This window comes from Micromonospora endolithica, assembly GCF_003626595.1.
Classification (GTDB): Bacteria; Actinomycetota; Actinomycetes; order Mycobacteriales; family Micromonosporaceae; genus Micromonospora; species Micromonospora endolithica.
Genome location: NZ_RBAK01000015.1, coordinates 41851 through 68375, shown reverse-complemented (window position 1 = coordinate 68375; position 26525 = coordinate 41851). Strand labels below are relative to the sequence as shown.

Genomic DNA, 26525 nt, shown 5'->3' with positions numbered 1-26525 from the left:
GGACGGTCGCCCTCCCGGCGGCCGTCCTCAGCCGTCGGCGTCCAGGCCCTGCGCGATCGCGTACCGGGTCAGCTCGACCCGGTTGTGCAGCTGGAGCTTGCCCAGCGTGTTCTGCACGTGGTTCTGCACGGTGCGGTGGGACAGCCCGAGCCGCTCGGCGATCTGCCGGTACGACATCCCCTTCGCCACCAGGCGCAGCACCTCGGTCTCCCGGTCGGTCAGCCGGGGTGTCCCGGCGGATCCCGGCGCGCCCACCCGGCCGCCCGGTTCGGCCGCCAGCCGGCGGTACTCGCCGAGCACCAGACCGGCCAGACCCGGCGTGAAGACCGGTTCCCCCGCCGCCGTCCGGCGTACCGCGTCCAGGAACTCGGCCGGGGCGGCGGACTTCAGCAGGTAGCCGGTCGCCCCGGCCTTCACCGCGTCCAGCACGTCCTGCTGCTCACCGCTGGCCGACAGCATCAGCACCCGGACCTGCGGCAACGCGGCGCGCAGCCCGTGGATCACCGTCACGCCGGACACGTCCGGCAGTTGCAGGTCCAGCACCACCACGTCCGGCCGGGCGGCGGGCGCGACGCGTACCGCCTGGCGTCCCTCACCGCTGGTGGCCACCACCAGATGACCGGCCTCGGTGAGGTCCCGGGCCACCCCCTCCCGCCACATCGGGTGGTCGTCGACCACCATCACCCGCGCCATGGCTCCTCCTCGTCCCTGGTCGCCTGCCGGGGCACGGCGAGTTCCAGTTCGGTGCCGGCGCCGGGGGTGGACGCGATGCGTACCGTGCCGCCGAGGTCGGCGAGGCGACCCCGGATCGACCGGGAGACGCCCATCCGCCCCTGCGCCGCCGCCTCGGCCAGCCGGCCCTCGGGGATCCCCGGTCCGTCGTCGCGTACCGACACGGTCACCGTGTGCCCCTCGTCCTCGACCAGCACCCAGGCCCGGCCACCGGCGTGCCGGGCCACGTTGTCCAGGGCCGCGCCGGTGGCGGCGGCCAGTTCCTGGGCGACCGGGCCGGGCAGCGGCACCGGGCCGGCCGGCGCGGACACCGAGACGACGCCGGAGGCGTACCGGGACAGCAGCTCGCCGAGGTCGACCTCGCCGGCGGCGTCGGCGGCCGGGCCGGTCGGCGCGGCGCCGATCAACGCGCGCAGCGCCGCCTCCTGTTCGCCGGCGAGCCGGGCCAGCTCGCCGGCCTCGCCGTCGAGGTGCGCGCCGCGGCGCTGCACCAGCGCGAGGACCTGGAGCACCGAGTCGTGGATTCCCCGGGCGAGCCGCTCGCGTTCCCGGGTCGCGGCCTCCAGCTCGACCGCGCGTTGCAGTCGCTCCCGGGCGGTCACGGCCAGCCGGGCCACGTGCCCCACCACCACCCCGGCGAGCAGCATCAGGATGGCGCCGTTGAACGCCGACGGGGTCACCGTCCCCCGGGTGGCCAGGTCCGCCACGGCCAGCACCAGGGCGGCGACCGTTCCCCGGCGGCGACCGCCGGAGACCGCCCACGCCAGCACCGGGCCCGCCAGCCAGGCCACCGCCAGGGTGGGGGCCCCGGCGTCCAGGGCGGCGCGCCCGACCACCCACGGGGTGGCCAGCACGATGCCGAGGACCACGCCGAGGTCGGCCAGGAGCAGCGGCCAGCGCCGCCCAGCCGGGCGGGCGTAGCCGATCACCGTGACGACGGTCCAGGTCGCCATCAGCAGGACCAGGCCGGCGGCGGCGAACGGGTGCGCGTACCGGTCGGCGTCGCGCACCGCCAGCATCACGACGTACGCGAGGGAGGCGATCCGGTAGACCGCGATGGCCCGCCAGAGCGGGACCTCGAACCCTCCGGGCGACGTCGGCACGCCTGACACCATGCCACAGCCGGGTGGGTGCGCCGGGAACCGGCGGATGCGGCCCGGGAAACCCTGACGTACGGTGGAAAAGCCGCGAATAAGCCGAGTATCCACCGCCGGGGACGGGGCCATGACGAACGCAGAGCCGGACGCACCGCGTACGGTTGTGCCCATCGAATCCGCCGTCCTGATCGCCCAGGCCTTCGACCAGGCCCAGGTGACCGAACTACGACACTCGGTCACCTCCTGCGCGTACGCCTCCGGGCTGCGGGGCCAGCGACTGGACGACTTCGTGCTGGCGGTCAACGAGTTGATCACCAATGCGGTCCGGCACGGCGGCGGCCGGGGCTCGCTGCGGCTCTGGCGGCAGCCGGGACGGCTGGTCTGCGAGGTCGCCGACCACGGGCACGGCATCAGCGCGCACCGGCTGCGCGACCGCAGCCGCCCGGCGCCGGAGACCGCCGGTGGCTGGGGTCTCTGGCTGGCCCGCGAACTCAGCGACACGATGGACGTGGACACCGGCGACGCCGGCACCCTGGTCCGCATCACCGCCACCGTCGATCGCTGACGCCCGCCCCGCCGGGCTTCAGGCGAAGAGGGCGCTGACGGACTCGCCGTCGTGGATGCGGCGCATCGCCTCGGCCAGGGCCGGCGCCACCGAGAGCACCTTCAGCTTCGGAACCCGCTTCTCCACCGGGATCGGCACCGTGTTGGTGCAGACGATCTCCAGCACCCCCTCCTGCTCGCTGAGCCGGGTCAGCGCCCCGCTGGAGAACAGGCCGTGCGTGCAGGCCAGCCGGATCGAGCGGACCTTCAGGTCACGCAGGTGCTCCATCAGCTCCACCACCGTGCTGCCCTTGGCGATCTCGTCGTCCAGCACGATCACGTCCCGGTCGGCCACGTCGCCGATCACCGCACTGATCGTGACCCGGTCGTCGCTGAAGCGCTGCTTCGCGCCGGCCGCGACCGGGTGCCGAGCCGGCGGGCGAACGCCGCGGCCTCCTTGGCGTTGCCCAGGTCGGGCGAGACCACCACGGTGTCGGACAGGTCGTACCCGGCGAAGTGGGCGGCCAGCTCGCGCAGCGCGTGCAGGTGGTCGACGGGGACGCTGAAGAAGCCGTGCACCTGCGGCGAGTGCAGGGTCATCGCGAGCACGCGGTCGGCACCGGCCGAGGTGAGCAGGTCGGCCACCAGACGCCCGCCGATCGAGATGCGCGGCGCGTCCTTCTTGTCGGAGCGGGCGTACGCGTAGTGCGGCAGCACCACCGTGATCCGCGCGGCCGACGCGCCCCGGGCGGCATCGATCATGAGCAGCAGCTCTACCAGGTTCTCCTGCACCGGAGGGACCAGCGGCTGGATCAGGAAGACGTCCCGCTCCCGGCAGTTGGCCTGCAACTGCACTTCCAGGCAGTCGTTGGCGAACCGGGACACCCGCACGGGGTGCAGCGGCACCCCGAGGTGGGCGCAGATCTCGGCGGCCAGGTCGGGATGGGCGGTTCCACTGAAGACGGCGATGTCGCGCACGTTCGCACATCGTAGGCGACGTGACCCCCCGGCGTGACGGCGGTCGCACCGCGCCGCCGTGTCGGTTACGGTGCTGCGGTGACCGGAGAGTACGTCGCCGCCATCGACCAGGGCACCACCTCCTCGCGGTGCATCCTCTTCGACCGGGCCGGGGACATCGTCTCCGTCGCCCAGCGGGAGCACCGGCAGATCTTCCCCCGGCCGGGCTGGGTGGAGCACGACGCCGAGGAGATCTGGCGCAACGTGGAGCTGGTGGTCCGGGAGGCGCTGCGGTCCGCCGGCACGGACGCCGCCGGACTGGCCGCGGTCGGGATCACCAACCAGCGGGAGACCACCCTCGTGTGGGACCGGGCCACCGGCCGGCCGGTGGCCAACGCCGTGGTCTGGCAGGACACCCGGACCGGGCCGCTGCTGCGCGAGCTGGAGCGGGCGTACGGCGAGGAGCGCTTCCGGGAACGCACCGGCCTGCCGCTGGCCACCTACTTCGCCGGCCCGAAGCTGCGCTGGCTGCTGGACGAGGTTCCCGGGCTGCGGGAGCGGGCCGCGCGGGGCGAGGTGCTGTTCGGCACGATGGACAGCTGGCTGATCTGGAAGCTGACCGGCCGGCACGTCACCGACGTGACCAACGCCAGCCGCACCATGCTGATGGACCTGACCACCCTGGACTGGGCGCCGGACCTGCTCGACGCGATGGGCGTGCCGGCCGCGATGCTGCCGGAGATCCGCTGCTCCGCCGAGGTCTACGGGGAGGCCACCGGCGTGCTGGCCGGGGTCCCGGTGGCCAGCGCGCTGGGCGACCAGCAGGCGGCCCTGTTCGGCCAGACCTGCTTCCAGCCGGGTGAGGCCAAGTGCACCTACGGCACCGGCAGCTTCCTGCTGCTCAACACCGGTGCCAGCCCGGTCCCGTCCGGGCACGGCCTGCTCACCACGGTCGCCTACCGGATCGAGGGACAACCCGCCGCGTACGCGCTGGAGGGCGCCATCGCGGTCACCGGCTCGCTGGTCCAGTGGCTGCGGGACAACCTCGGCCTGATCTCGACCGCCCCCGAGGTGGAGGAGCTGGCCCGGACCGTCGACGACAACGGCGGCTGTTACGTCGTACCGGCGTTCTCCGGGCTGTTCGCCCCGCACTGGCGCAGTGACGCCCGGGGAGTGATCGCCGGACTGACCGGCTACATCACCAAGGGGCATCTGGCGCGGGCGGTGCTGGAGGCGTCGGCGTGGCAGACCCGCGAGGTGGTCGACGCGATGAACGCCGACTCCGACGTCGCCCTGCGCCGGCTGCGGGTGGACGGCGGGATGACCGCCAACGGGCTGCTCATGCAGTTCCTCGCGGACGTCCTCGACGTGCCGGTGGTCCGCTCCCGGATCACCGAGACCACCTGCCTCGGCGCCGCGTACGCCGCCGGCCTGGCGGTCGGCTTCTGGCCGGACCTGGCCACCCTGCGGGAGCAGTGGCGCTCGGACGCGCAGTGGGAACCGGCGATGGACCCCCAGCTGCGGGAGCGGGAGCTGCGCCAGTGGCGCAAGGCCGTGCGACGCACCCTCGACTGGGTCGACTGAGCGGTCAGCCCCAGCGGTTGCCGGTCAGCTTCTCGTAGACGTCGACGTAGCGGGCCCGGGTCGCGTCGACCACCTCCGCCGGCACCTCCGGCGCGGGCGCCTGCCGGTCCCAGCCGCTCTCGGTGGCCCAGTCCCGGACGTACTGCTTGTCGTAGGAGAACTGCGCCCGCCCCGGCTGGTACGACTCGGCCGGCCAGAACCGGGACGAGTCGGAGGTGAGCAGCTCGTCGCCGATGGTCAGCGTCCCGTCCGGCGCCCAGCCCAGCTCGATCTTGGTGTCGGCGATCAGGATCCCCCGGTCGGCGGCCAGCTCGGCGCCCCGCCGGTAGACGTCCAGGGTGACCCGGCGCAGCCGCTCGGCGGTCTCCGCGCCGACCTTGTCCACCACGTCGGCGAAGGTGATCGGCTCGTCGTGCTCCCCCACCGGCGCCTTGGTCGACGGGGTGAAGATCGGCTCGGGCAGGATCGACGCCTCGACCAGGCCGCGCGGCAGCTCGACGCCGGAGACCGCGCCGGTGGCCTGGTATTCCTTGAGACCACCGCCGGTCAGGTAGCCCCGGGCCACACACTCCACCGGCACCATGTCCAGCCGCCGGCAGCGGATCGCCCGCCCGGCGAACTCCGCGGGCACCTCGGTCGCCGAGACCACGTGATGCGGAGCGATGTCCGCGAGCTGCTCGAACCACCACAGCGACAGGGCGGTGAGCAGCTTCCCCTTGTCCGGGATCGGCGTCGGCAGCACCACGTCGTAGATCGAGATCCGGTCGCTGGCGACCAGGATCAGGTCCTCGCCGTCGGCGTAGACGTCCCGGACCTTGCCCGAGTGCAGAAGTTCCACGCGCCCTAGTACACCACGCGCCCGGTGGCGGGCCTGCGGCGGTGGCGGGCGTCGATGCGTACGCCCGCCGGGTCGCGGCGCTGTGGCCGGGCGGACGTTGACACCTTCCGGCGTCGCCTGCGTGAATGGTCCGACCTTGCCCCCGCCCCGCCTGCCAGGAGTCCGCGTGCCCGTTCCCCGACCGCCGCTGCCCCGACCCGGAGCGGAACCGGGCCGCCGTCGGGTGCTCGCCGCGTTGCTCGGCGCGCCGCTGCTCGGGCTGACCGCGTGCAGCGACAGGTCCGCCGGCCCGGCCGAGGACGGGCCGGTGGAGCTGTCGGTCTTCTGGTACGGCGACGAGGGGCGGGCCGCGATCACCGAGAAGGCGCTGCGGTTGTACTCCGAGCGCAACCCCCGGGTCACCTTCCGGGTCACCTGGCAGGGTGCCGCCGGCTACCACGACCGGCTCGCCACCCAGGCCGCCGGCGGCAACGTACCGGATTTGATCCAGCTCGACGACAGCGTGCTCACCGAGTACGCGCTGCGCGACATCGTCCTGGACCTCAGCCGGCACGTCGCCGACAACCGGCTCGACCTGCGTACCCTGCCCGACGGGCTGGTCCGCTACGGCCAGGTCGACGGCCGGACCGTCGGGGTCGCCGCCGGGCAGACCGCCGCCGCGGTCGTCTTCAACCGCACCCTGCTGCGCCGGCTCGACCTGCCCGCACCGACCACCGGGATGACCTGGTCCGAGTACGTCGAGTGGGCGCGACGGGTGACCCGGGCCGGCGGCGGGCGGGTGGCCGGGACGATGGATCCCTCCGGCGACTACCGGGCGCTGTGGCTGTGGCTGCGCGGCCGGGGGTCGGAGTTCTACCAGGGACGCGGCCTGGCGTTCGACCGGGAGCGACTGCTCCAGTGGTTCGACCTGTGGCAGGAGGCCCGGCGGCGGCGGGCCACCCCCAGCGCCGCCCTGATCGAGCAGGCGGACAGCGGGGACGCCACCCGTCAACTGGTGGTCACCGGGGCGGCCGCGGCGTCCTTCGCCTGGGCGCACCAGCTGCCGACCCTGCAGAGCCTCACCGAGGACGAACTCGACCTGGCCGGCGTGCCGGGGCCACCGGCCGCCCAGTGGGCCCGTGCTTCGATGTACTGGACCGTCTTCCGGGGCACCCGCCACCCCGACGTCGCCGTCGACGTGATCAACTTCCTCACCTCGAACGGCGAGGCCGGCGTGATCCTCGGCCACGAGCGGGGCGTCAACCCCAGCCTCGCGGTCCGCCGCTACACCGAGGGCAGCATCGGCGACCCGGCGCAGCAACGCGCCGCGGTCCTCGGGAACGCCCTGGCGAACCAGCTCGGTCCGGCTCCCGCCCCGCCACCCAGGGGCCACTCCGAGGTGCGCAACCTGCTCCTCGCCGCCGCCGAGAGCGTCCGCTCCGGCGACGTGGGCACGCGGGCGGCGGTGGACCGTTTCCTCGGCCGGGCCGAGGCCGCGCTGACCGCCTGATGCCGCCCGTCGGGTCCCGTCCCGGCCGGCGGTCCCTGCCCGCGTGGGCGGGGGACCGCCCCGGCCGGGGCCGGCTCAGCGGGGCGGGCCGCCGCGACGGTTGCGCATCATCCGCAGGATGACGAAGACGATCACCCCGACCACGACCAGGCAGCACAGCAGGCCGAGGAAACCGAAGCCGCCGCCCCGCGAGCGTCGCCGCGCGGCCTCCACGACGATCTCACCGGCACCGGTCGACGCCCACGCCGCCACGGGCACGAACACCGACAGCACGACCGCACCGAGGACCGCGCTCAGGCGGCCCCACCACTTCCCGAAAGATGACATGCGCCCATCCTCGCTGAGAAGCGCAAGTCAGGCACGTCGGTTGGCACGTCGGCCCTCGTTCCGAACCGCGGCGTCGGGTCGACCACGACGAAGGCCCCGAGGAATCCTCGGGGCCTTCGGGTCAGTAGCGGGGACAGGATTTGAACCTGCGACCTCTGGGTTATGAGCCCAGCGAGCTACCGAGCTGCTCCACCCCGCGTCGGCTCCACAAGCTTAGCGCATCGCGTACGGCCATGATCGCCGGCCCCTCATCGCGCGCCCGCCGATGCCGCCACCTGCACCGATGCCGCTCCCGCGTCCCGCCGCACCGAGTCGCGAAGCGGCCGCGCCCGACGGGGTGTGCCACCGGACCGGCACCGCGAAAAGACCCCCGAGGATGTCCTCGGGGGTCTTTCGTCGTGGTAGCGGGGACAGGATTTGAACCTGCGACCTCTGGGTTATGAGCCCAGCGAGCTACCGAGCTGCTCCACCCCGCGTCGGTAGGACAACCCTAGCCCACCCGGGGCGCTCACCGCAAAACGACGCCCGGACCGGGCGGAACCCCCTGGTCAGGGGCCCGCCCGGGGCGGTCGATCAGTCCAGCCACGCCTCGACGGCGCGTTCCGCCCGCCGGCTGTAGTCGTCGAACTGGCTCCGGACGGTGCTGGTGCTCTCCCAACCGCGCTCCCACAGCACGGTCACCACGTCACCGACCCGGACCGCGCGGACCAGCCGCACCGTCTCCCCGGCGGCCGGCTCACCCGAGTCGGTGCGGGCGGGCGTCCGCATCTCGAACAGCACCGTCTCCTCGCCGTACGCGCCGCCGTCCAGGAGACGCTGGCGGGACACCACGCCCTGCCCCATGTCCTGCCGGGGGCAGTCCCGCACCAACTGGCGCAGGTCGTCCATCCAGTCGTCCGCGGTGCCGGGGCGGTGGATCGTGACGGAGTGGGTGTAGCTGCCGTCCGGCACGTACTCGTCCGGCTGGTTCGGCTTGAGGTGATACATGATCACCCGGGACCGGCGCTGGACGATCTGGTCGTCGGGCTGCTCGCCACACGGGTCCGGCAGGTGCTCACCGTCGGTGAAGGTCGGTTCGCCCTTGAGGTAGGCGGCCGGTGGGACGAAGAATGCCCGGTCCGGGATCGACGTCGGCGTCCGCGGCGGCCGGGTCGACGCCGTGGTCGCCGGGGCGGACGGCGTGCCGGAGGGAACGGACCGGGACGGCGTGGGCGTGGCCGTGGGCGGCGGGGGCGTGGACGGCGTGGGCGTCACCGCCGGGGTCGGTGTGGTGGCCGGCAGCGTCGAGGTGCGCCCACCGGGCAGGCCGAGCTGGATGCCGGCGGCCACGCCACCGACCAGCAGGGCCACGACGAGCGCGCCACCGGCCGCACGGACCCGGGCCCGGCGGTCGGCGTACCGGCGGATCGTCTCGGGCACCGCCAGGCCGCCCTCGTCGGCGTCGGCGGCGAGCGAGCGGTACAGATCGGGCAGATCACGCGACATCGGTGGCCTCCAGTCGCTCGGTCCTGAGGTCGGGCAGGAGTTCCGCGAGTCGCGCCCGGCCCCGGGAGAGCCAGGACTTGACCGTGCCGGTCGCCGTGCCGGTCTCGCGGGCGATGTCCTCCACGGACATGTCGAACAGGTAGTGCAGGGCAAGTGCCTGCCGGTGGTTGGCCGGTAGTTGACGCAGCGCGGCGACCAGCAGCACGGTGTCCTCACCGGGCGGCGGCACCGGCGCCGGCGGGCCGGTCCGGCTGAGCGCGGTCCGCCACCCGGTCAGCCGGCGCCACCGGTCGGTGGCCAGGCGGGCGATCACCAGCCGCAGCCACGCCTCCGGCGCGGGGTGGGTGGTCAGTCGCCCCCACTGCCGCCAGGCGCGGGCGTACGCCTCCTGCACCAGGTCCTGCGCCTCGGTGTAGTCGCCGGCGACCGCGTAGCCGTACCGGAGCATCCGTCGGCTGGTGCCACGGTAGAAGTCGTCGAAGCTCGTCGTGTCCCTCATGTCCCCACCGCGTGTCCCCCAGGGTTCGCTCGCTCTGTCGGAGGAAGGACGGGCCGGCCGGCCGGTGGGTTGCACCCCGGACGTCCGGAAGACGACAGTGCCCCCGTACCGGTCCGGTACGGGGGCACTGTCGTGATGGATCAGCCGCCCGGTGTCGGTGCGGCGCTGCCGCTCGCCGCCGGGGAGGCGGGTGGGCGGGCGCTGCCGGAGGGAGCGGGGGCGGTCCCCTGCGCGGCCTGAAACGCGGCCATCGCCTCGTCCAGGGCCTTGAGCGCCCGGCCGTACCGTTCGAAGTCGCCGGAGGTCTGCGCGGCCCGGACCTCCGCGATGGCGGCCTGGACCCGGTCGGCGGCCTGGGCCAGCTCCCCGGTGGGGGCGGGAGCGCTGGGGGTGGGCGACGGGGTCTGCCCCGGCGGCGGCGGGTTGTCGTCGGCCGGCGGTGGCGTGGCCGGCGCGCCGGCATTCTTGCCCTGTTCGACGAGCTGCTTGATGCCCTCGGTCAGGTTGTTGGCGAGCACCACGTACGAGCCGCCGTCGCCGTAGGACAGGAGCACCTTCTGCAGCAGCGGGTACGCGTTCTGCTGGTTGCTCTTCACGTAGACCGGCTCGACGTAGAGCATGCCGTTGCCGAACGGCAGGGACAGCAGGTTGCCGTACTGGACCTGCGCCTGGTTGGAGGAGAGCAGGTTCAGCTCGGTACGGATCGTCGCGTTGTTGGTCATCTGCTGGTGCACCTGCACCGGACCGGAGACCCGGGTCTGGTCCGGCAGTTCCAGGACCTTCAGCTCCGGCTTCCCGTCGACGTACGAGCCGGAGATCAGCGCGGCGAGGTTCTGCCGCCCGTTCGGGGTGACCGCCGCGGTGAGCTGGAAGCGCGGCTCACTCTGGCCGGGGAACTGGGTGAACAGGTAGTAAGGAGGCTGCTTCTGGCCGGTGTCCGGGGCGTCCGGAACGTTCGGCACCTCCCAGAAGTCCTGGCCGGAGTAGAAGTCGCCGGGGTCGGTGACGTGGAACCGGGTGAGCAGGTTGCGCTGCACCTTGAACAGGTCGGCCGGGTAGCGGAAGTGCTCGGCCAGCTCGGCGGGGATCTCCCGCTTCGGGGTGACCAGGTCACCGCCGAACGCCTTGTTCCACGCCTTGAGCACCGGGTCCTGGTCGTCGAACTCGAAGAGCTTCACCGTCCCGTCGTAGGCGTCGACGGTGGCCTTGACCGAATTGCGGATGTAGTTGACGTTCTCCCGGGCCAGCTGGAAGGTGCCCTGGTTGGTCAGCTCGTCGGTGGTCTCGGTCTGCAGGTTGATCCGCTCGGCGTACGGGTAGGTCGCGGCGGTGGTGTAGCCGTCCACGATCCACTGCACCCGGCCCCCGACGACCGCCGGATAGGGGTCGCCGTCCACGGTCAGGAACGGCGCGACCTTCTCCACCCGCTCGCGCGGATTACGCACGTACAGCAGCTTCGAGTTCTCGTTGATCGCGCCGGAGAGCAGGAAGTTCGACTCCTGCTGCTTGATCGCGTAGAGCAGCCGGCGGCCGAACGAGCCGATCTCGACGCCGCCCGAGCCGGTGTAGGTGTAGTACGACTCGGCGCCGTTCTCGCCCTCACCCACCGGGCGGTCGAACTCGGACGGGTTCTCCGCCGCGTCGGCCTTGCCGACGATCGCGTAGTCGTCGGCCTCCATCCGCTCGCCGTAGTAGATGCGCGGCTGGCTGGCCGGGATCTGCTCGGTCGGCGAGGCGCACGCCTCCTGCGACTTCTCGCCACCGAGGTACCCGGAGACGAAGAACGGCTGGCCACCGCAGACCACCTGGTTGGCCGGGGCCGCCACCAGCCCGTAGCCGTGGGTGTAGACGGTGTGCCGGTTGATCCAGTTGCTCTGCTGGGCGGTCAGCTCGCCGTAGTTGATCTCCCGGACGCCGACCACGTAGTCCTGGGTCTTGTCGGCCACGGTGTAGCGGTCGATGTCCAGTTTGGGACCGAAGTCGTAGAAGCCCCGGACCTGCTGGAGCTGGGTGTACGTCTCGGAGACCAGCTGCGGGTCGAGCAGCCGGGCGTTCGGCACCACGCTGGTGTCGGTGGCCAGGGTCGCCGGTGGGGTGAGGTTGCTCGCCGCGTACGGCGCCGTGTCGGCGATGGTCAGCCCGAAGGCGGACCGGGTCGCGTCGATGCTGCGCTGGATGTAGGGCGCCTCCTTGTCCCGGGCGCTGGGCTTGACCTCGAAGTTCTGCACCGCCCACGGGTAGATGCCGCCGATGGCGACCGCGGACACGCCGAGCAGGGCCAGCGAGATGCCCGGCCAGACCAGGTTCCGCATCCACGCGTTGGAGAACACGATGATCGCGATGGCCACCACGATCGAGATGTACGCCAGGATCTCCTTGGCCGGCAGCAGCGCGTTGACCTGCGAGTAGCCGGCGCCGTAGGTGTTCGCGGTGTCGTTGAACTCCAGCAGCATCGCGCGCCGGTCCAGCACGTACGCGACGGCCTTGAGCAGGACGAAGACGGCGACCAGCGAGCTGAGGTGGGCGCGGGCGGCGTTGGTCATCCGGTCCCCGACGCCCTGGAGCCGGACACCGCCGAAGAGGTAGTGCACGGCGAGCGAGCCGATCACGGCCAGCACGATGGCGGTGAAGCCGACGCCCAGCAGATAGCGCAGGAACGGCAGCTGGAAGACGTAGAAGCCGACGTCGATCCCGAACTCCGGGTCGTCGACACCGAAGTCGCCACCGTTGCGGAACAGCAGCCACTGGCTCCACCGGCCCTGTGCGGAGAGCCCGGCGAAGAGACCGACCACGGTGGCGACCAGCGCGATCCAGGCGCCCAGCCGGGGGCCCAGGAGCATCCGGTACCGCTCCAGGGTGGCCTGCTCCGGCGAGTGCGGGCGCATCCGGGGCCGCAGCCGGTGGGCCAACCAGAGGTTGCCGCCGACGATCACCGCCATGCCCAGGCCGATCGCGAGGAACAGCAGCAGTCGGGTGACGAGCACGCCGGTGAACACCTCGGTGTAACGGACCTCGTCGAACCACAGCCAGTCCGTCCAGGCCTGCACACCCCATCCGAGCAGGGTGAGGAGGACGAACACCCCGACCAGGACAGCGATCGTGACGCGTCCGCGCCGGCTCATCCTGGGCAGGGGGCTGCTGCTACGCATGACCACTGTTGGCTCCGCACGCTCGATATGATCGGCTCCGACCAGGCACCCAGAGTACGGGGTGTTCCTGAGTGCCTCGGTGCACGGTCACCCCGCGGTCAGCAGCGGGGGGCCTGGCGACCGTCGCGCAGCGCCTCCAGCGCGCTCAGCGCGTCGTCCAGGGTGGCCACCCGGAGCAACGGCAGGCCGGACTGCGGGTTCCGGACGGCCTCGGCGCAGTTGTCCGCCGGCACCAGGAAGGCGGTCGCCCCGGCGCGCTTCGCACCGACCAGCTTCTGGGCGATGCCGCCGATCGGGCCGACCTGGCCGGTGTCGTCGATGGTCCCGGTGCCGGCGATGACCTTCCCGCCGGTCAGGTCGGCCGGCGTGAGCTTGTCGACGATGCCGAGCGCGAACATCAGCCCGGCGCTGGGCCCGCCGATGTCCTCCAGGTCGATGCTCAGGGTGAACGGGTGCGGCTGCTGCTGGTCGATCTCGACCCCGATCCGGGGCCGGCCGTCCTGCTCGCGGCTGGTGATCCGGGCGGTGGACGCCGTGCCCGACCGGGTGTAGCCGACGGTGAAGGTGGTGCCGGCGGGCTTCTCCCGGATCAGCTCGGTGAGGCGGGCGGCCGCCGGCAGCGGTTGCCCGTCCACCGCGGTGATCACGTCACCGGGCCGCAGCACGCCGGACGCCGGCCCGTCGGCGACCACCGTCTTGACCACCACCTGCACCGGGAAGCCCAGCGCGGCGAGGGCGGCGGTCTCCGCGCTGGTCTGGGACACCTTGAAGTCCTCGGCGTTGCGCTCCTCGATCTGCTCCTGGCTCTCCCCCGGCGGATACACCAGCTCCCGGGGCACGACGGCCTCGTCGTCGGCGAACCAGGCCTGGATCGCCGCCCGCAGCTTCACCTCAGGCTGCACCCCCACCGTGGTCAGCCGCAGCTGCCCGGCCGAGGTGGAGGTCTCCCGGCCGGACACCTGGATGACCTCCTTGCCGGCATCGGTGCCCAGGGTGTTGACGGTCGGGCCGGGGCCGAGCACCACGTAGGGGATGGGTGCGGCGAGCACGCCGATGCTGAGCAGGGCGGTGAGCAGAGCACCGAGCAGGACGGTCAGGCCGCGACGTCTCATGCGGCAGAGCGTACCGACCGGGGTGGGGGCCTCCGGCGGACGAACCGGCGACTTCGCCGTGAGCGGAACGCCGGCGGCGGCTACCTGGGGCGCGGCGCGCGTACCGTAGACGTCGTGCCTGATATTCCGTTCGGTTTCGCGCTTCCGGGTGGGCAACCACCAGATCCCAACGATCCCGCGCAGATGCAGCAGTTCATGTCGCAGTTGCAGCATCTGCTCTCCGCGCCGGGCAGCGGGCCGGTCAACTGGGACCTGGCCCGCCAGGTGGCCGCCAGCCAGCTCGCCGCCTCGGGCGACCCGGCGGTCTCACCGTTCGAGCGCAACGCGGTGGCGGAGGCGTTGCGGCTCGCCGACCTGTGGCTGGAGCCGGCCTCGGCCCTGCCCTCGGGCATCCAGACCTCGGTGGCCTGGAACCGCAACGAGTGGATCTATCGGACCCTGGACGTGTGGCGCAAGCTGTGCGACCCGGTGGCCAGCCGGATGGTCGGCGCGATGGGTGACCTGGTGCCGCCGGAGGCGCGCGCCCAGCTCGGCCCGATGCAGTCGATGGTCGCCACGCTGGGCGGCGCCCTCTTCGGCGGTCAGCTCGGCCAGGCGCTCGGCTCGCTCGCCGCGGAGGTGCTCTCGGCCGGTGACATCGGGCTGCCGCTCGGCCCGGCCGGCACGGCCGCGCTGATCCCGGCCAACATCCGGGAGTACGGCAACGGCCTGGAGCTGCCGGAGGACGAGGTCCGCCTCTACGTTGCCCTGCGCGAGGCCGCCCACCAGCGGCTCTTCCAGCACGTGCCGTGGCTGCGCGGGCACGTGCTCAGCGCGGTCGAGATGTACGCCTCCGGCATCCGGGTCAACCGGGAGGCGATCGAGGAGGCGATGGGCCGGGTCGACCCGACCGACCCGGAGTCGATGCAGGCCATCGCCCTGGAGGGGATCTTCACTCCGGAGGACACGCCGGCCCAGAAGGCGTCGCTGGCCCGGCTGGAGACGGCGCTGGCGCTGGTCGAGGGGTGGGTCTGCCACGTGGTGGACAGCGCCGCCGGTGGCCGGCTGCCCAACGTCGTACGCCTCGGCGAGGCGTTCCGCCGTCGCCGCGCGGCCGGCGGCCCCGCCGAGCAGACCTTCGCGGCCCTGGTCGGCCTGGAGCTGCGACCTCGCCGGCTGCGTGAGGCCGCCGCCCTCTGGGCGGCGCTGACCGAGCACCGGGGCATCGCCGGGCGGGACGACCTGTGGGGTCACCCGGACCTGCTCCCCTCGGACGACGACTTCGCCGACCCGGTGGCGTTCGCCCGGTCCGAGGTCGATCTCGGCGAGCTGGAGACCTTCGACTTCACCGCGCCCGGTGGGCCCGAGGAGAAGGCCCCGGGCACGCCGGACGACGAGGGCGACGAGAAGCGCTCCTGACCGTCTCCCGGTGCGGCGGGCCGGCATCCGGTCCGCCGCACCGGACGGTCACCGGCCGGCCGCCGGCCGGGTCCGGTCCGCATGGTCGACACGACGTCGGCGAAGTCGCGGTGTCCCCACGACTCTTCCGCCCGACGTCGGCGAAGTCGAGTGGATCATGACTGCGCCCGGTGAGCCGAACCGGAGAGCAGGGCCCGGGTCGCCTCCCACCCCTGAACCGCCGGGTCCAGCCAGGCCAGGTCGGCCGGTCCGCGCAGCCGACGCCACGCCGGGGTGACCGCCAGGTCGCCGGGGCTCGGCGCGGCGGCGCGGAGGGCGGCGGGCCGCGCGGTGCCCAGATCGACCGGCGGCAGCCACGCCGGTACCGGCAGCCGCACCGCGATCCCCAGCAACCCTGACCCGTCCCCCTCGACCGGTGCGACCGCCACCGGCCGGGTGGTGAGCGGGCGGAGCAGCTTGCCGATGGTCAGGCCCGGCACGTCCGGGGCGTCACCGGCGATGACGGCGACCTGGTCGTACACCTGCCGGGCGCCCGCCGTAGGTTCGGCGGCGGCCCCGGTTCCGGCGTCCGCCGCCCGGACCGTCGGGCGGTCGGGCGCGTGCGGCGCGTCGAAGAGAGCCAGGACGGCACTGGGGGTCGCCTCGGCGACCTCGTACACGGTCGTTCCCGGCCAGACCACCGCGTCGGCCAGCCACCGGTCGCCCGGGAGGACCGCCACCGCGGTCTCCACCTGCTGGAGGGTGGCGAGCAGGTCGACGACGTCCTCGGCGAGCGCGGTCCGCCAGGCCCGCAGGTCGACACCGGGCGGCGACCACGCCACCGGAGCGAGCAACGCCACCACCACACGTCCGCCCATCCCCCGACCCTAGCCGGTAAGGAAGGGCCCCCTATTAACGCCTGGCGTGGTAAAAGGGCCCCTTCTTAACGCCTGCCCTGCCCCGCAGCGGGAGGGGCAGGCGGCGGCCGACGGCGTGGGCGGGAGGGCGGCGTGGGCGGGAGGGCGGCGTGGGCGGCCGGAGGGCGGCGTGGGCGGCCGGAGGGCGGCGTGGGCGGCCGGAGGGCGGCGTGGGCGGGCGTGGTCAGTCGGTGAGCGAGGTGCCGGAGACGGCGGCCACGCCCTCCAGATAGCCGCGGGCGCGCTCGGACCGGGGGTAACGGGCGACCAGGGCCCAGAAGCGGGTGTTGTGGCTCGGCACGATCAGGTGCGCCAGCTCGTGCAGCAGGACATAGTCGATCACCCAGTCCGGCATGTCCTGCACCCGGTGCGAGATGCGGATCGTCCGGTCCGCCGGGGTGCACGATCCCCACCGACCGTTCTGGTTGCCGACCCACCGGACGCTCGCCGGGACGGCCTCGGTGCCGTAGTCGGACAGGTAGAGCTTGATCAGCCGGCCGGCGCGGTCGAGCAGTTCGGCGTCGGACCGGGCGAGACGGCCCTCCCGGGCGGCGAGCCGGGCGAGCATCCGGTCGACCCACTCGCTCTCCTCGGTCTGGGAGAACTGGTCCGGGATGAGGACGACGACGCGCTCACCGTCACGGTAGGCGGACACCGTCCGTCGCCGGCGCTGGCTGCGCCGTACCTCGACGACCGGCTTGCGCGCCGCTGCCATCAGCGGACCGCGCAGCCTCGGGAAGCTGTCACGAGGGAAAGCTAATGCGTACTGACCAGGGGTCCGCAAGAGTCAACACGATGACACGCGCCCGGAAAATACTGATTGGTCGCCAGGAGTCCCGAAAATTTCTTGACTGATCATGGCGCAACGTGCTCGTCACAGCGAGTGCCGGCGGCCGCGGGCCGGGACCGACGTCGGTGACCACGGTAGGTGATCACCCCGGCTTCCGTCATTCGGGGCCCCGATCGGCCCCTCGACCGGCATTTGGTCGGCGTGTCCCCGCCAAACTGACTTATTCGGCCTAATTCGGCGTGCACACTCTCGACGTCGACTTGCTCACAGTGGCGATGCACAGCTGACATGGAACCGCCCGCACCTGGGTAGGGTCCGCGGACCAGCGGTCATGAAGGTGACCGCGACGAAAGACCGAGCGCCGGCGCCCTCCGTGGCCCGCCGCCGGGAGCACCGCCGGTACGCGTTCGCCGGCGGACGAGACGAGGAGGGCACCGTGGCCGACCAGGCCCAGACCTACAACGGTTACTGCGTGAAGTGCAAGGAGAAGCGGGACTTCGAGGGGCACGTCGAGGTCTCGAAGACCGGCATGAACATGGCGAAGGGCAAGTGTCCGGTGTGCGGCACAACAGTGAACCGCATCCTGGGCAAGGCGAAGGTCTGACCCGGACGGGTCATGCGGAAGGGGCGGCCGGTCGGCCGCCCCTTCCGCCGTCTTCAGCGCGTGACCGGTGAACTGTCCGTTGCGCGACAGGGTTACCGAGGGGTTGTGGATAACCCGGAAAGTCCTGTGGACAACCCTGGGTAGAGACCAGGCCACCTGTGGACAACGATCGACGGACAGCAGGGATTCGGTCACTGTTCGTTGTCATGACCCCGTCGTCACTCCCCCGCCCCGCCCTGCTGCCCGGCCTCAGCCGGCTGTGGCGCGACCGCCACACGCTCCAGCTCGGTGTCGAGCCCGGCCGGGCCGTCCTGCTGGAGATCGCCAACCCCCGCGCGGCACGGCTGCTCGACCTGCTGGACGGCACCCGCAGTGAACGTCGCGTCATCGAGCACGCCGTCCAGGCCGACGTTCGGCCGGACGAGGCCCGGGAGCTGCTGGCGGCGCTCCGCGCCGCCGGCCTGGTCGTACCGGCGCACACCCTGCTGCCACGCGACCTGACCGAGCCGACCCGGGCCCGGCTCACCGCGGAGGCCGGGGCCCTGGCGCTGGCGGCCGCGCGACTGCCCGGCACGCCCGCGCAGGTGCTGCGCCGTCGGCGCGCCGCCCGGGTCGTGGTCGGCGGCTCCGGGCAGCTCGGCGCGGTGGTCGCCCTGGCACTGGCCCAGGCGGGCGTCGGGCAGGTGCACCCCGACCTGACCGGCCCGGTCCGGCCGGCGGACCTGGTGGGCACCGGCATCCCCGCCGCCGACCTCGGACGCCCGGTCGGGCCCGCGGTACGGGACGCGATCGGGCGGGCCGCCCCCGGCACCGGTACCGGCCCGCCGCGCCGGGGCCGGGTCGACCTGGTGGTGCAACTCGGTACGGCCCGACCGGCCGCCCTGGTCGCGGCGGGTCACGCCCAGCGTCGCCAACCGCACCTGCTGATCACCCTGCGCGGCGGGGTCCCGGTGATCGGCCCGTTGGTCCGCCCGCCCGTCGGTCCGTGCCTGCACTGCCTCGACCTGCACCGCACCGACCGCGACCCGGACTGGCCGGCCCTCGCCGCCCAGCTCGCCACCGACGCGCCCAACCAGGCGTGTGCCACCGCCACGCTCCTGGCCGCCGGGGCGTACGCGACCGGCGAGGCGCTGACCCAGCTGGACGGGGGCAACCCGGAGACCCTCGGCTGCACCGTCGAGGTCGGCGGCGTGGGCCGGCTGGGTCGCCGGCTCTGGTCGCCGCACCCCTCCTGCGCCTGCTCACGCACCCGACGCCGGCAACCGGACGGGGCGCGCGGTACGGGACGGTGACCCCCAGCACGGCCGCACGGCAGCAGCGGACCCGTCGCGTCGGTAACAATGGCCGAGTGACCGACATCCCGCGCCGGGCCGTGTCCCGGACCGCCAAGCTCGCCGCACTGCCGCTCGGCTTCGCCGGTCGGACCGTCCTCGGCATGGGTAAGCGCGTCACCGGGCTCGCCTCCGACGTGATCTCCGCGGAGATCCAACAGCGCACCGCCGAGCAGCTCTTCAGCGTGTTGGGCCAGCTCAAGGGCGGCGCCATGAAGTTCGGGCAGGCGCTGTCGGTCTTCGAGGCGGCGCTGCCGGAGGAGATCGCCGCGCCCTACCGGCAGGCCCTGACCAAGCTCCAGGAGGCGGCGCCGCCGCTGCCGGCGGCCACCGTGCACAAGGTGCTCGCCGAGCAGCTCGGCCCGGACTGGCGGGACCGGTTCGTCGAGTTCGACGACACCCCGGCCGCCGCGGCCAGCATCGGCCAGGTGCACCGGGCCCGCTGGCGGGACGAGGGTTACGGGCCGTCGGGCGCGCCGAACAGCCGGGACGTGGCGGTGAAGATCCAGTACCCGGGTGCCGGGGACGCCCTGCTCGCCGATCTCAAGCAGCTCTCCCGGCTGGGCGGGATGTTCCGGGCGATCCAGCCCGGGCTGGACGTCAAGCCGCTGCTGGCCGAGTTGCGCGAGCGGATCACCGAGGAACTGGACTACGAGCTGGAGGCGGAGTCGCAGCGGGCCTTCGCCACCGCGTACGCCGACGACCCGGAGATCTTCATCCCCGCGGTGGTCTCCGGGTCACCCCGGGTCCTGGTCACCGAGTGGGTCGAGGGAACGCCCCTGGCGGACATCATCCGGGCCGGCACCGAGGAGCAGCGCGACGAGGCGGGGCGGTTGATGGCGACGCTGCACCTGTCCGCGCCTCCGCGCGCCGGCCTGCTGCACGCCGACCCGCACCCGGGCAACTTCCGGCTGCTCCCGGACGGGCGGCTCGGCGTGATCGACTTCGGCGCGGTGGCCCGGATGCCGGAGGGCACGCCGGAGCCGATCGGCCGGCTCGCCGGTCTCGCCCTGCGGGGGGAGGCCGACGCGGTGGTGGCCGGCCTGCGGGAGGAGGGCTTCGTCAGCCCGACCGAGCCGATCGACGCCGAGGCGCTGCTGGAGTACCTCCAGCCGATGCTGGCCCCGGTCGCCGAGGAGGAGTTCCGGTTCAGCCGGGCCTGGCTGCGGGCCGAGGCGACCCGGCTGGCCAGCCCGAAGTCACCGGCCTTCCAGTTGAGCCGGCAGCTCAATCTGCCCCCGTCGTACCTGCTCGTGCACCGGGTGACGCTCGGTTCCATCGGGGTGCTGTGCCAGTTGGAGGCGAAGGCTCCGTACCGGGGCATCCTGGAGCGCTGGCTGCCCGGGTTCGCGCCGGTGGCCTGAGGCGCCGGCACCCTGGGCGTTAAGCGGGGACCCCTCCTCTACACCAGGCGTTAACCGGGGGCCCTTCCTTACCCACCAAGGGGCGGGTGACCATCTGGTCACCCGCCCCTTGTTCTCGGAGTGGTACTACAGCGCCCCCAGCTCGCGTGCGGACCGGTTGCGGCCGGCCATGGCGACGGAACGGGCGGAACGGGTTGCCTCAGTGCTCGTGGTGGTGCGACCGGCCTGAGGCCGGAGCATTCGGGCCCGGGACAACGCTTCGTGGAGTAGTTGCAGGTCGGTGCCGTTGGGCAGGTGCAGCATGGTGGTCAACTTTCGTTCTCGGCCGGCGTTGACCGGCGGGGGGTTGGAACGGATCGGGTAGGTCAGGCCGCCAGCCGGACCGTGTCGCGCGTGGACAGCCCACTGGCCGCCAGGCGCGCCTCGGCCTCGACCCGGAGTGCGGCGTCCCGGGCGAGGTCCTCCTTGCGCGGACGGCCACGGGGCCGCTTGCGCGGGACGACCGCGCCACGCTCGAAGATCTCGCCACCCCAGACGCCCCAGGGCTCGGCCCGCTCTACCGCACCGGCCAGGCACTCGACGCGCAGCGGGCAGTCCCCGCAGAGCGACTTGGCCAGTTCCAGCTCGGTGGGCGAGTCGGAGAACCACAGGTCGGGGTCGAACTTCCGGCAGGGCAGGTTCGCCTCCACCTCGACGCTCACGTCGAGTGGGGCCAACGCCAGACTCATCGCCCGGTCACCTCTCTCTCACTTCGATCTCGTGGATCGCTTTCCGACGTACTCGGGGCAAAAAACTGAGGCCGCGGATCCCGGTATGCGGGTTCCGCGGCCTCGAGGTGAGCCGGTGGTCTGTGGTTCAGACCGGTCTACCTCGAGGTGGAACTCCGCGGACGTCCATCCGCCGCTTGCCGGCGACATCGACGCCCTTGCCCGTGAAGCCACTGGTCCCCTGGGTCCACTGGGGTGCCGGCGCGAGAATCAGCTCGGCCTGAGTCTCGACCTGGTGCACCTGCGGAACCGACGGTCGCGCAGCGGCAAGAGCCACCGGGACAGCCGACAGCGGAGCGCAGGCAGCGTTCAGCGGCGCCGCCAGACGCTCATAGCTGTTGAAGATCTCCACCGGGGCCACCTCACTTTCCTGCACTCGACGACGACTATGGTCCCCACCCTTGTGAGCAGCCGGAATGGCGCCGCTCCCAAGGTGTGTCCTGAGGCTATTCCTCGCCGTAGGGCGAGGGCAAACGAATTTACGACGAGATTTCGAAAGTTTTCTCCGAGCAGACAGCATCGACGGTCGCACCCGCCACCAGCGCCAGCACCGCCTCCCCGTAGAGCCCCAGTTTCCGGGGCCCGATGCCGGCTATCGCGATCAGGTCCTCGGACCGCCCGGGGCGGCGTTCGGCCAGCGCGACCAGCGTCGCGTCGGTGAAGACGACGTACGCCGGAACCCGCTGCGCCCCGGCCACCCGGGCCCGCCAGTCACGCAACCGCTCGTGCAGCTCCTCGTCGATGTCCGAGGGACAGGTGGGGCACCGACCGAGCTTGCGGTCCGGCCCGGCGAGCAGGGTCGCGCCGCAGATCCGGCAGGACACGATCTGGGTCCGCCGCCGCTCGGGTCGCCGGCCCGGTGCGGCGGCCCCGGCCCGTTCGGTGCCGCCCGACCGGTCCAACTGCGGCAGGAACCGCGAGGGCCGCCGGGCCCGTCCGCCCGGCGAGCGGGCCACCGAGTACGACAGCCAGAGCCACTCCCGGGCCCGGGTGATGCCGACGTAGAGCAGCCGGCGCTCCTCCTCGACCTGCTCGACGGTCTTCGCGTACGTGGTGGGCAGGGTTCCCTCGGAGAGACCGACCAGGAAGACCGCGTCCCACTCCAGGCCCTTCGCCGAGTGCAGCGAGGCCAGGGTCACCCCGTCCACGGTCGGCACGTGCTGGGCGGTGGCCCGCCGGGCCAGCTCGTCGTTGAAGTCGGCCAGGGTCACCGGGCGCTCCACCGACGCGGCCGGCCCGATCGGCAGCACCTCCGGGGTGGCCGCGTACTCCTCGGCGAGCTGGACCAGCGCGGACAGCGCCTCCCACCGCTCGCGTGCCGCCCCGCCGGCCGGGGCCGCGTCCGGTGCCCAGCCGACCGCGGTCAGCGCCTCGGCCACCGCGGTCGGCAGCGGGGTCTCCCCGGGGATCGAGCGGGTGGCGGCACGCAGCGCCACCATCGCCTGCCGTACCTCGGCGCGTTCGAAGAACCGCTCCGCGCCCTGCACCACGTACGGCACCCGCGCCTCGGTGAGCGCCTTCTCGTACGCCTCGGACTGGGCGTTGGTCCGGAACAGCACCGCGATCTCCCGGGCCGGGGTACCGGCGTCGACCAGGGCGCGGCAGCGCGCGGCGACGGCGGCGGCCTCGGCCGGCTCGTCGGTGAAGATCCGCAGGTCGGGCTCGGGGCCGGCCGGGCGCTGGCCGACCAGTTCCAGGCGCAGCCGGGCCTCGGCGCCCCGGGCCTGCGAGATCACCGCGTTGGCCAGTCCGACCACCTGCGGGGTGGAGCGGTAGTCACGGACCAGCCGGACCACCGTCGCGCCCCGGTACCGGCGGGGGAAGTCGACCAGGTAGGACGAGGTGGCGCCGGTGAACGAGTAGATCGTCTGGCTGGCGTCGCCGACCACGGTCACGTCGTCCCGGCCGCCCAGCCACGCCTCCAGCAGCCGCTGCTGGAGCGGGTTGACGTCCTGGTACTCGTCGACGACGAAGTGCCGGTACTGGGCACGGACCTGTTCGGCGACGTCCCGGTGCTCCTCGATGCCCCAGACGGCGGCGCGCAGCATGTCCTCGAAGTCGATCACGCCACCGGAGCGCTTGAGCCGCTCGTACGCGGCGAACACCTCGGCGACCCGGGTCGGATCGTGCGGGGTGTCACGCAGCGCCTTGGTCGCCTCGATCACGTATTCCGCGGGCTCGACCAGGGACGACTTGGCCCATTCGATCTCACCGGCCAGGTCGCGGGCGGCCGCCCGGTCGGTACGCAGGCCGACCTTCGCGGCGGCCAGGGTGACCAGCCGGACCTTGCTGTCCAGCAGTTCCGGCATGGCCCGGCCGTCGAGCAACCGGGGCGCGAAGTAGCGGACCTGGCGCAGCGCCGCCGCGTGGAACGTCCGCGCCTGCACGCCCTGCGCCCCGAGCAGGGTGAGCCGGTGTCGCATCTCGGCGGCGGCGCGGGCGGTGAACGTGACGGCGAGCACGTGCCGGGGGGAGATCTCCCCGCTCAGCGTGCGGTGGGCGATCCGGGAGGTGACCGCCCGGGTCTTGCCGGTGCCGGCGCCGGCGAGGATGCAGACCGGGCCGGCCGGCGCGGTCACCGCCGCCCGCTGCTCCGGGTCGAGGCCGGCGAGCACGCGTTCGGAGGTCACAGCGAGGAATTGTCTCAGCTCCCCCCGGCGTTGCACCTGGGGCATGCTCCCCGAGTGTCGGCGAACATGTCGAATGGCCCGGGCTTGATCGGCAAGCCACGACCGGACCCCGTTGGAGGATCTGACCATGTTGACGATGTATTCCACCCCCTGGTGCGGCTACTGCCACCGGCTGAAGTCGCAGCTCGACCGGGAGGGCATCGGGTACGAGGTGGTCGACATCGAGCAGGACCCGAAGGCCGCGGAGTTCGTGATGAGCGTCAACGGCGGCAACCAGACGGTCCCGACGCTGCGGTTCACCGACGGCAGCGCCCTGACGAACCCCTCCATCACGCAGGTCAAGCAGCACCTGGCCACCCTGAACGCCTGACCACCCCGCACCACCTTCGACGAGCGGCCGCCCCACCCGGGACCGGCCGCTCGTCCGCGTCCGGGTACCGCCGGAGTCGATCATGGGTTATCGCCCACGTCGCCGGCGTGTCGCGACGACAACTTCATGATCGACGCGGGCCGGGGCGGGGCGGCGCGGGAGGGGGATGCGCGGGGTGGGAGGTGCGGGGGGTGGGGGGAGCTGGCGGCCGCGCCAGAGGTACCCGCCGGCCAGCAGCGTCGCCAGGCCCACCGCGACGAAGAGCAGGCGGTAGTCGAGCACACCGACCAGCAGCGCGCCGGCACCGATGGACACGGCCTGCGGGCCGCGCACCACGGCCTCGCTGGCGGCGGCCACCCGGCCGATCAGCCCCGGCGGCGTACGGCGCTGGATCAGCGTGTGCAACCCGACCATGGTCAGCGGCAGCGACACCCCGGCCAGCAGGACACCGGTGAAGCCGAGCCACAGGTGCGGGTAGGTGAGCGCGAAGGCGGCCGGCCCGAAGCAGGCCACGCCGGCGGCGAGCGTGCCCACCTCGCCGACCCGCCGCACCAGCCTCGCCGACAGGAGCCCGCCGACCAGGCCGCCGACCCCCTGCACGGCCACCAGCACCCCGACGAACGCGGCGTCCCGGCGTAGCCCCTGGTCCACGTACGCGAAGATGAGCGACTCGCTGAAGCCCATCACCAGCGAGGAGAGGCCGTACCCGATCAGCGCCCGCCGCAGCGCCGGCTCCCGGGACAGGTGCCGCACCCCGGCGCCCAGTTCGGCGGGCCACCGCGACCCCCGACCGGGCGGCGGCGCCTCGGCGACCCGGAGCACGCCGACCACCAGCGCGGCGGAGAGGAAGCCGGCCATGCCCACCGCGGCGAGCATCCCGCCGCCGACCGCGGCGTACAGCGCGGCACCGGCCAGCGGGCCGGCCAGCCGCAGTCCCTGCCGGACGGTCTGCAGGGCCCCGTTCGCCTCGGCCAGCAGGTCGACCGGGACCACCTGGCGGATCAGGCCGCTGAGCGCGGCGCTGAGCGTGATGTACGACAACCCGTACAGGGCGGCCACCACGTAGATGATCCAGACGTCGGCTCGTTCGGAGACCGCGAACAGCGGCGTGAGCAGGACGGCGGTCACCACGTTGGCCGCGACGAAGAACGGACGCCGGGGACAGCGGTCGACGAACCAGCCGACCAGCGGGGCCAGGGTCATCGGCGCGACGATCGCGAAGAGGGTGGCGCCGGCCAGGCCGTCCGATCCGGTCAGCTCCTTGACCCAGATGGCGAGGGCGAGCAGCAGGATCGACTCGGCGGTCATGCTGGCCACCAGTCCGCCGAAGAGCAGACGGAAGTCGGGTCGGCGCAGGACGATGCGCATGGGTTCCCTCCGCGGGGGGTGGTCCGCGCCCGCACCGGCGCGGTCGTATGGAGGCGGTTCAGACCGATTTCCGACCCTGTCCGCCGCCGCTTTCTGCGAGACACGCCCCGCTCGGGAACCTCCCGCACCGGTCGCGCCGTCCATACTGACGGTGGGGGCTGAATTTCATACAGTTACCGTCGCGTCTGCGGCGGTCGACGGGAAAGAGGACATCGTGCCTCCTGCCTCACCGAGCCCGATCCTGCGACGCCGCAGACTAGGCGTCGTGTTGCGCCGGTTGCGCGAGACGGCCGGCTTCACCGGGGACCAGGTCATCGAGCGGATCGGCTGGGCCTCCGCGTCCAAACTGTCCCGGCTGGAGAACGGCCGCAGCCGCCCGGACCCGGAGGACGTGCGGGTCCTGCTGGACCTCTACCAGGCCGACGGCGCGCTGCGCGAGGAACTGCTGGGCATCACCCAGGAGGCCGGCGACGTACGCGGCTGGCTGCGGAACTTCCCGGTGATGACCGAGCAGCAGCGTGGTTTCGCCGAGTTGGAGGCGGGCTGCGCGGTGATCTCCGAGTACAACCCGGTCCTGGTGCCGGGCCTGCTCCAGACGGCCGCGTACGCCCGGATCCGGATCGCCTCGGCGCAGGAGGTGGACGAGGGTGCCGGCGACCCGGGCTCCACCGAGGACGTCGAGACGCAGGTGCAGGCCCGGCTGGCCCGCCAGACGCTGCTGAGCCGCGGGCCGGACGCGCCGCAGTACACCGCCGTGCTGGAGGAGGCGGCGCTCTGCGGCCGGACCGCACCGCCGGAGGTGCTCCGCGAACAGCTGGCGCAGCTCTGCGAGCTGGCGATTCTGCCGAACGTCACCCTGCACGTGCTCCCCCAGGACACCCGGATCGGGTCCTGGTACCTGCCGCCGACGGCGTTCTCGCTGTACCGGTTCGCCGATCCGCAGGATCCGGAGACGGTGGCGATCGAAGGTGGGTTCACCGACGTCATGTCGACCGAGGCAAAAGCCCTAAATCGCTATAAAGTGGTGTTCGAGTGGTTGAGCACGGCGGCACTCTCCGCGTCGGACACCCTCTCCTGGCTGATCGAGGCCACGGGGCGGCTGCCCGGCTCGGCGGCTCCGTCCACAGTGGCGTACGGGACGGCAACGGCGCCGCCCCAGCGCCGCCGGCACTCCGGACGGCTGACGGAACGGTGA

Annotated in this window: 23 protein-coding genes, 2 tRNA genes and 1 pseudogene; 9 read left to right on the top strand and 17 right to left on the bottom strand. The window is 72.9% G+C overall.

Going from position 1 to position 26525, the window contains the following annotated elements; translation table 11 throughout:
- Positions 1-27 precede the first annotated feature (27 nt).
- Complete coding sequence (locus D7223_RS27665) at positions 28-693, bottom strand: response regulator (RefSeq protein WP_120731683.1); 666 nt, start codon at positions 691-693, stop codon at positions 28-30.
- Entirely contained in the window at positions 681-1835 is a 1155-nt protein-coding gene (gene macS / locus D7223_RS27660) for a MacS family sensor histidine kinase (RefSeq protein ID WP_238162257.1), read from the bottom strand. The genes D7223_RS27665 and macS overlap by 13 nt, the downstream gene beginning before the upstream one ends.
- Positions 1836-1956: 121 nt before the next feature.
- Between macS and D7223_RS27655 the strand changes: the two genes are divergently transcribed.
- Entirely contained in the window at positions 1957-2394 is a 438-nt protein-coding gene (locus D7223_RS27655; protein ID WP_120731679.1) for an ATP-binding protein, read from the top strand.
- 18 nt (positions 2395-2412) lie between these two features.
- Here D7223_RS27655 and D7223_RS27650 read toward each other — a convergent pair.
- A pseudogene (locus D7223_RS27650) lies at positions 2413-3350 on the bottom strand (ribose-phosphate diphosphokinase).
- Positions 3351-3428: 78 nt separating this feature from the next.
- Here D7223_RS27650 and glpK point away from each other — a divergent pair.
- A complete protein-coding gene (glpK, locus tag D7223_RS27645; RefSeq protein ID WP_120731677.1) occupies positions 3429-4913 on the top strand; it encodes a glycerol kinase GlpK in 1485 nt (494 codons plus the stop codon).
- Between the two features lie 4 nt (positions 4914-4917).
- On the opposite strand, the gene D7223_RS27640 is transcribed toward glpK, so the two are convergent.
- Positions 4918-5751 (bottom strand): phosphoribosylaminoimidazolesuccinocarboxamide synthase, encoded by an 834-nt coding sequence (locus D7223_RS27640; RefSeq protein ID WP_120731675.1) that lies wholly within the window; start codon positions 5749-5751, stop codon positions 4918-4920.
- A gap of 166 nt (positions 5752-5917) precedes the next feature.
- On the opposite strand from D7223_RS27640, the gene D7223_RS27635 reads away from it, so the two are divergent.
- Positions 5918-7240, top strand: a complete 1323-nt coding sequence (locus D7223_RS27635) for an ABC transporter substrate-binding protein (RefSeq protein WP_120731673.1) — start codon at positions 5918-5920, stop codon at positions 7238-7240.
- Between the two features lie 75 nt (positions 7241-7315).
- On the opposite strand, the gene D7223_RS27630 is transcribed toward D7223_RS27635, so the two are convergent.
- The 7 genes from D7223_RS27630 to D7223_RS27600 form a co-directional block, all read right to left on the bottom strand.
- Complete coding sequence (locus tag D7223_RS27630) at positions 7316-7567, bottom strand: hypothetical protein (protein ID WP_120731671.1); 252 nt, start codon at positions 7565-7567, stop codon at positions 7316-7318.
- Between the two features lie 125 nt (positions 7568-7692).
- Positions 7693-7766: transfer RNA gene (locus tag D7223_RS27625), tRNA-Met, on the bottom strand.
- A gap of 200 nt (positions 7767-7966) precedes the next feature.
- A tRNA-Met gene (locus D7223_RS27620) sits at positions 7967-8043 on the bottom strand.
- A 97-nt stretch (positions 8044-8140) separates the two neighbouring features.
- On the bottom strand, positions 8141-9052 hold the full coding sequence (locus D7223_RS27615; RefSeq protein ID WP_120731669.1) for a hypothetical protein: 912 nt from the start codon (positions 9050-9052) through the stop codon (positions 8141-8143).
- Complete coding sequence (locus tag D7223_RS27610) at positions 9042-9551, bottom strand: SigE family RNA polymerase sigma factor (RefSeq protein WP_120731667.1); 510 nt, start codon at positions 9549-9551, stop codon at positions 9042-9044. Before D7223_RS27610 ends, D7223_RS27615 begins: the two co-directional genes overlap by 11 nt.
- Positions 9552-9691: 140 nt before the next feature.
- Positions 9692-12700 carry a UPF0182 family membrane protein gene (locus D7223_RS27605; RefSeq protein WP_186832342.1) on the bottom strand — a complete coding sequence of 1003 codons (3009 nt, stop codon included), beginning with the start codon at positions 12698-12700 and terminating at the stop codon, positions 9692-9694.
- A gap of 98 nt (positions 12701-12798) precedes the next feature.
- A complete protein-coding gene (locus tag D7223_RS27600) occupies positions 12799-13812 on the bottom strand; it encodes a YlbL family protein (RefSeq protein WP_120731663.1) in 1014 nt (337 codons plus the stop codon).
- A gap of 183 nt (positions 13813-13995) precedes the next feature.
- On the opposite strand from D7223_RS27600, the gene D7223_RS27595 reads away from it, so the two are divergent.
- Positions 13996-15210 (top strand): zinc-dependent metalloprotease, encoded by a 1215-nt coding sequence (locus D7223_RS27595; RefSeq protein ID WP_120731661.1) that lies wholly within the window; start codon positions 13996-13998, stop codon positions 15208-15210.
- 155 nt (positions 15211-15365) lie between these two features.
- Here the strand turns inward: D7223_RS27595 and D7223_RS27590 are convergent, their stop codons facing one another.
- Positions 15366-16067 carry a hypothetical protein gene (locus D7223_RS27590; RefSeq protein WP_120731659.1) on the bottom strand — a complete coding sequence of 234 codons (702 nt, stop codon included), beginning with the start codon at positions 16065-16067 and terminating at the stop codon, positions 15366-15368.
- A 223-nt stretch (positions 16068-16290) separates the two neighbouring features.
- Positions 16291-16821 carry a M48 metallopeptidase family protein gene (locus tag D7223_RS27585; protein ID WP_120731657.1) on the bottom strand — a complete coding sequence of 177 codons (531 nt, stop codon included), beginning with the start codon at positions 16819-16821 and terminating at the stop codon, positions 16291-16293.
- 511 nt (positions 16822-17332) lie between these two features.
- Between D7223_RS27585 and D7223_RS33790 the strand changes: the two genes are divergently transcribed.
- The 3 genes from D7223_RS33790 to D7223_RS27570 all read left to right on the top strand — a co-directional run bounded on the left by D7223_RS33790 (position 17333) and on the right by D7223_RS27570 (position 20195).
- Positions 17333-17500 (top strand): DUF5679 domain-containing protein, encoded by a 168-nt coding sequence (locus D7223_RS33790; RefSeq protein ID WP_007464795.1) that lies wholly within the window; start codon positions 17333-17335, stop codon positions 17498-17500.
- 206 nt (positions 17501-17706) lie between these two features.
- On the top strand, positions 17707-18792 hold the full coding sequence (locus D7223_RS27575; protein WP_120731653.1) for a hypothetical protein: 1086 nt from the start codon (positions 17707-17709) through the stop codon (positions 18790-18792).
- 56 nt (positions 18793-18848) lie between these two features.
- Positions 18849-20195, top strand: a complete 1347-nt coding sequence (locus D7223_RS27570) for an ABC1 kinase family protein (protein WP_120731651.1) — start codon at positions 18849-18851, stop codon at positions 20193-20195.
- Positions 20196-20560: 365 nt separating this feature from the next.
- Here D7223_RS27570 and D7223_RS27565 read toward each other — a convergent pair whose 3' ends face one another.
- The 3 genes from D7223_RS27565 to D7223_RS27555 form a co-directional block, all read right to left on the bottom strand.
- A complete protein-coding gene (locus D7223_RS27565; protein ID WP_120731649.1) occupies positions 20561-20923 on the bottom strand; it encodes a WhiB family transcriptional regulator in 363 nt (120 codons plus the stop codon).
- Between the two features lie 127 nt (positions 20924-21050).
- A complete protein-coding gene (locus tag D7223_RS27560; protein ID WP_420330351.1) occupies positions 21051-21308 on the bottom strand; it encodes a hypothetical protein in 258 nt (85 codons plus the stop codon).
- Positions 21309-21441: 133 nt separating this feature from the next.
- Positions 21442-23592, bottom strand: coding sequence for an ATP-dependent DNA helicase UvrD2 (locus D7223_RS27555; protein WP_272948770.1), 2151 nt, complete (start codon positions 23590-23592; stop codon positions 21442-21444).
- A gap of 127 nt (positions 23593-23719) precedes the next feature.
- Between D7223_RS27555 and D7223_RS27550 the strand changes: the two genes are divergently transcribed.
- Positions 23720-23962: a mycoredoxin gene (locus D7223_RS27550; protein ID WP_120731645.1), complete on the top strand. Its 243-nt coding sequence runs from the start codon at positions 23720-23722 to the stop codon at positions 23960-23962.
- A gap of 87 nt (positions 23963-24049) precedes the next feature.
- On the opposite strand, the gene D7223_RS27545 is transcribed toward D7223_RS27550, so the two are convergent.
- Positions 24050-25474, bottom strand: coding sequence for an MFS transporter (locus tag D7223_RS27545; RefSeq protein ID WP_120731643.1), 1425 nt, complete (start codon positions 25472-25474; stop codon positions 24050-24052).
- Positions 25475-25544: 70 nt separating this feature from the next.
- On the opposite strand from D7223_RS27545, the gene D7223_RS27540 reads away from it, so the two are divergent.
- The gene (locus tag D7223_RS27540) at positions 25545-26525 is read left to right on the top strand and encodes a helix-turn-helix domain-containing protein (RefSeq protein ID WP_120731641.1); all 981 of its coding nucleotides are present in this window, start codon (positions 25545-25547) and stop codon (positions 26523-26525) included.

Coding starts and splice junctions, on each gene's coding strand:
- D7223_RS27575 (WP_120731653.1), top strand. CDS start 17,707: ATGACCCCGTCGTCACTCCCCCGCCCCGCCCTGCTGCCCGGCCTCAGC.
- D7223_RS27630 (WP_120731671.1), bottom strand. CDS start 7,567: ATGTCATCTTTCGGGAAGTGGTGGGGCCGCCTGAGCGCGGTCCTCGGT.
- D7223_RS27545 (WP_120731643.1), bottom strand. CDS start 25,474: ATGGACGGCGCGACCGGTGCGGGAGGTTCCCGAGCGGGGCGTGTCTCG.
- D7223_RS27605 (WP_186832342.1), bottom strand. CDS start 12,700: ATGCGTAGCAGCAGCCCCCTGCCCAGGATGAGCCGGCGCGGACGCGTC.
- D7223_RS27600 (WP_120731663.1), bottom strand. CDS start 13,812: ATGAGACGTCGCGGCCTGACCGTCCTGCTCGGTGCTCTGCTCACCGCC.
- D7223_RS27610 (WP_120731667.1), bottom strand. CDS start 9,551: ATGAGGGACACGACGAGCTTCGACGACTTCTACCGTGGCACCAGCCGA.
- D7223_RS27550 (WP_120731645.1), top strand. CDS start 23,720: ATGTTGACGATGTATTCCACCCCCTGGTGCGGCTACTGCCACCGGCTG.
- D7223_RS27585 (WP_120731657.1), bottom strand. CDS start 16,821: ATGGCAGCGGCGCGCAAGCCGGTCGTCGAGGTACGGCGCAGCCAGCGC.
- D7223_RS27615 (WP_120731669.1), bottom strand. CDS start 9,052: ATGTCGCGTGATCTGCCCGATCTGTACCGCTCGCTCGCCGCCGACGCC.
- D7223_RS27655 (WP_120731679.1), top strand. CDS start 1,957: ATGACGAACGCAGAGCCGGACGCACCGCGTACGGTTGTGCCCATCGAA.
- D7223_RS27595 (WP_120731661.1), top strand. CDS start 13,996: ATGCAGCAGTTCATGTCGCAGTTGCAGCATCTGCTCTCCGCGCCGGGC.
- D7223_RS27665 (WP_120731683.1), bottom strand. CDS start 693: ATGGCGCGGGTGATGGTGGTCGACGACCACCCGATGTGGCGGGAGGGG.
- D7223_RS27565 (WP_120731649.1), bottom strand. CDS start 20,923: ATGAGTCTGGCGTTGGCCCCACTCGACGTGAGCGTCGAGGTGGAGGCG.
- D7223_RS27590 (WP_120731659.1), bottom strand. CDS start 16,067: ATGGGCGGACGTGTGGTGGTGGCGTTGCTCGCTCCGGTGGCGTGGTCG.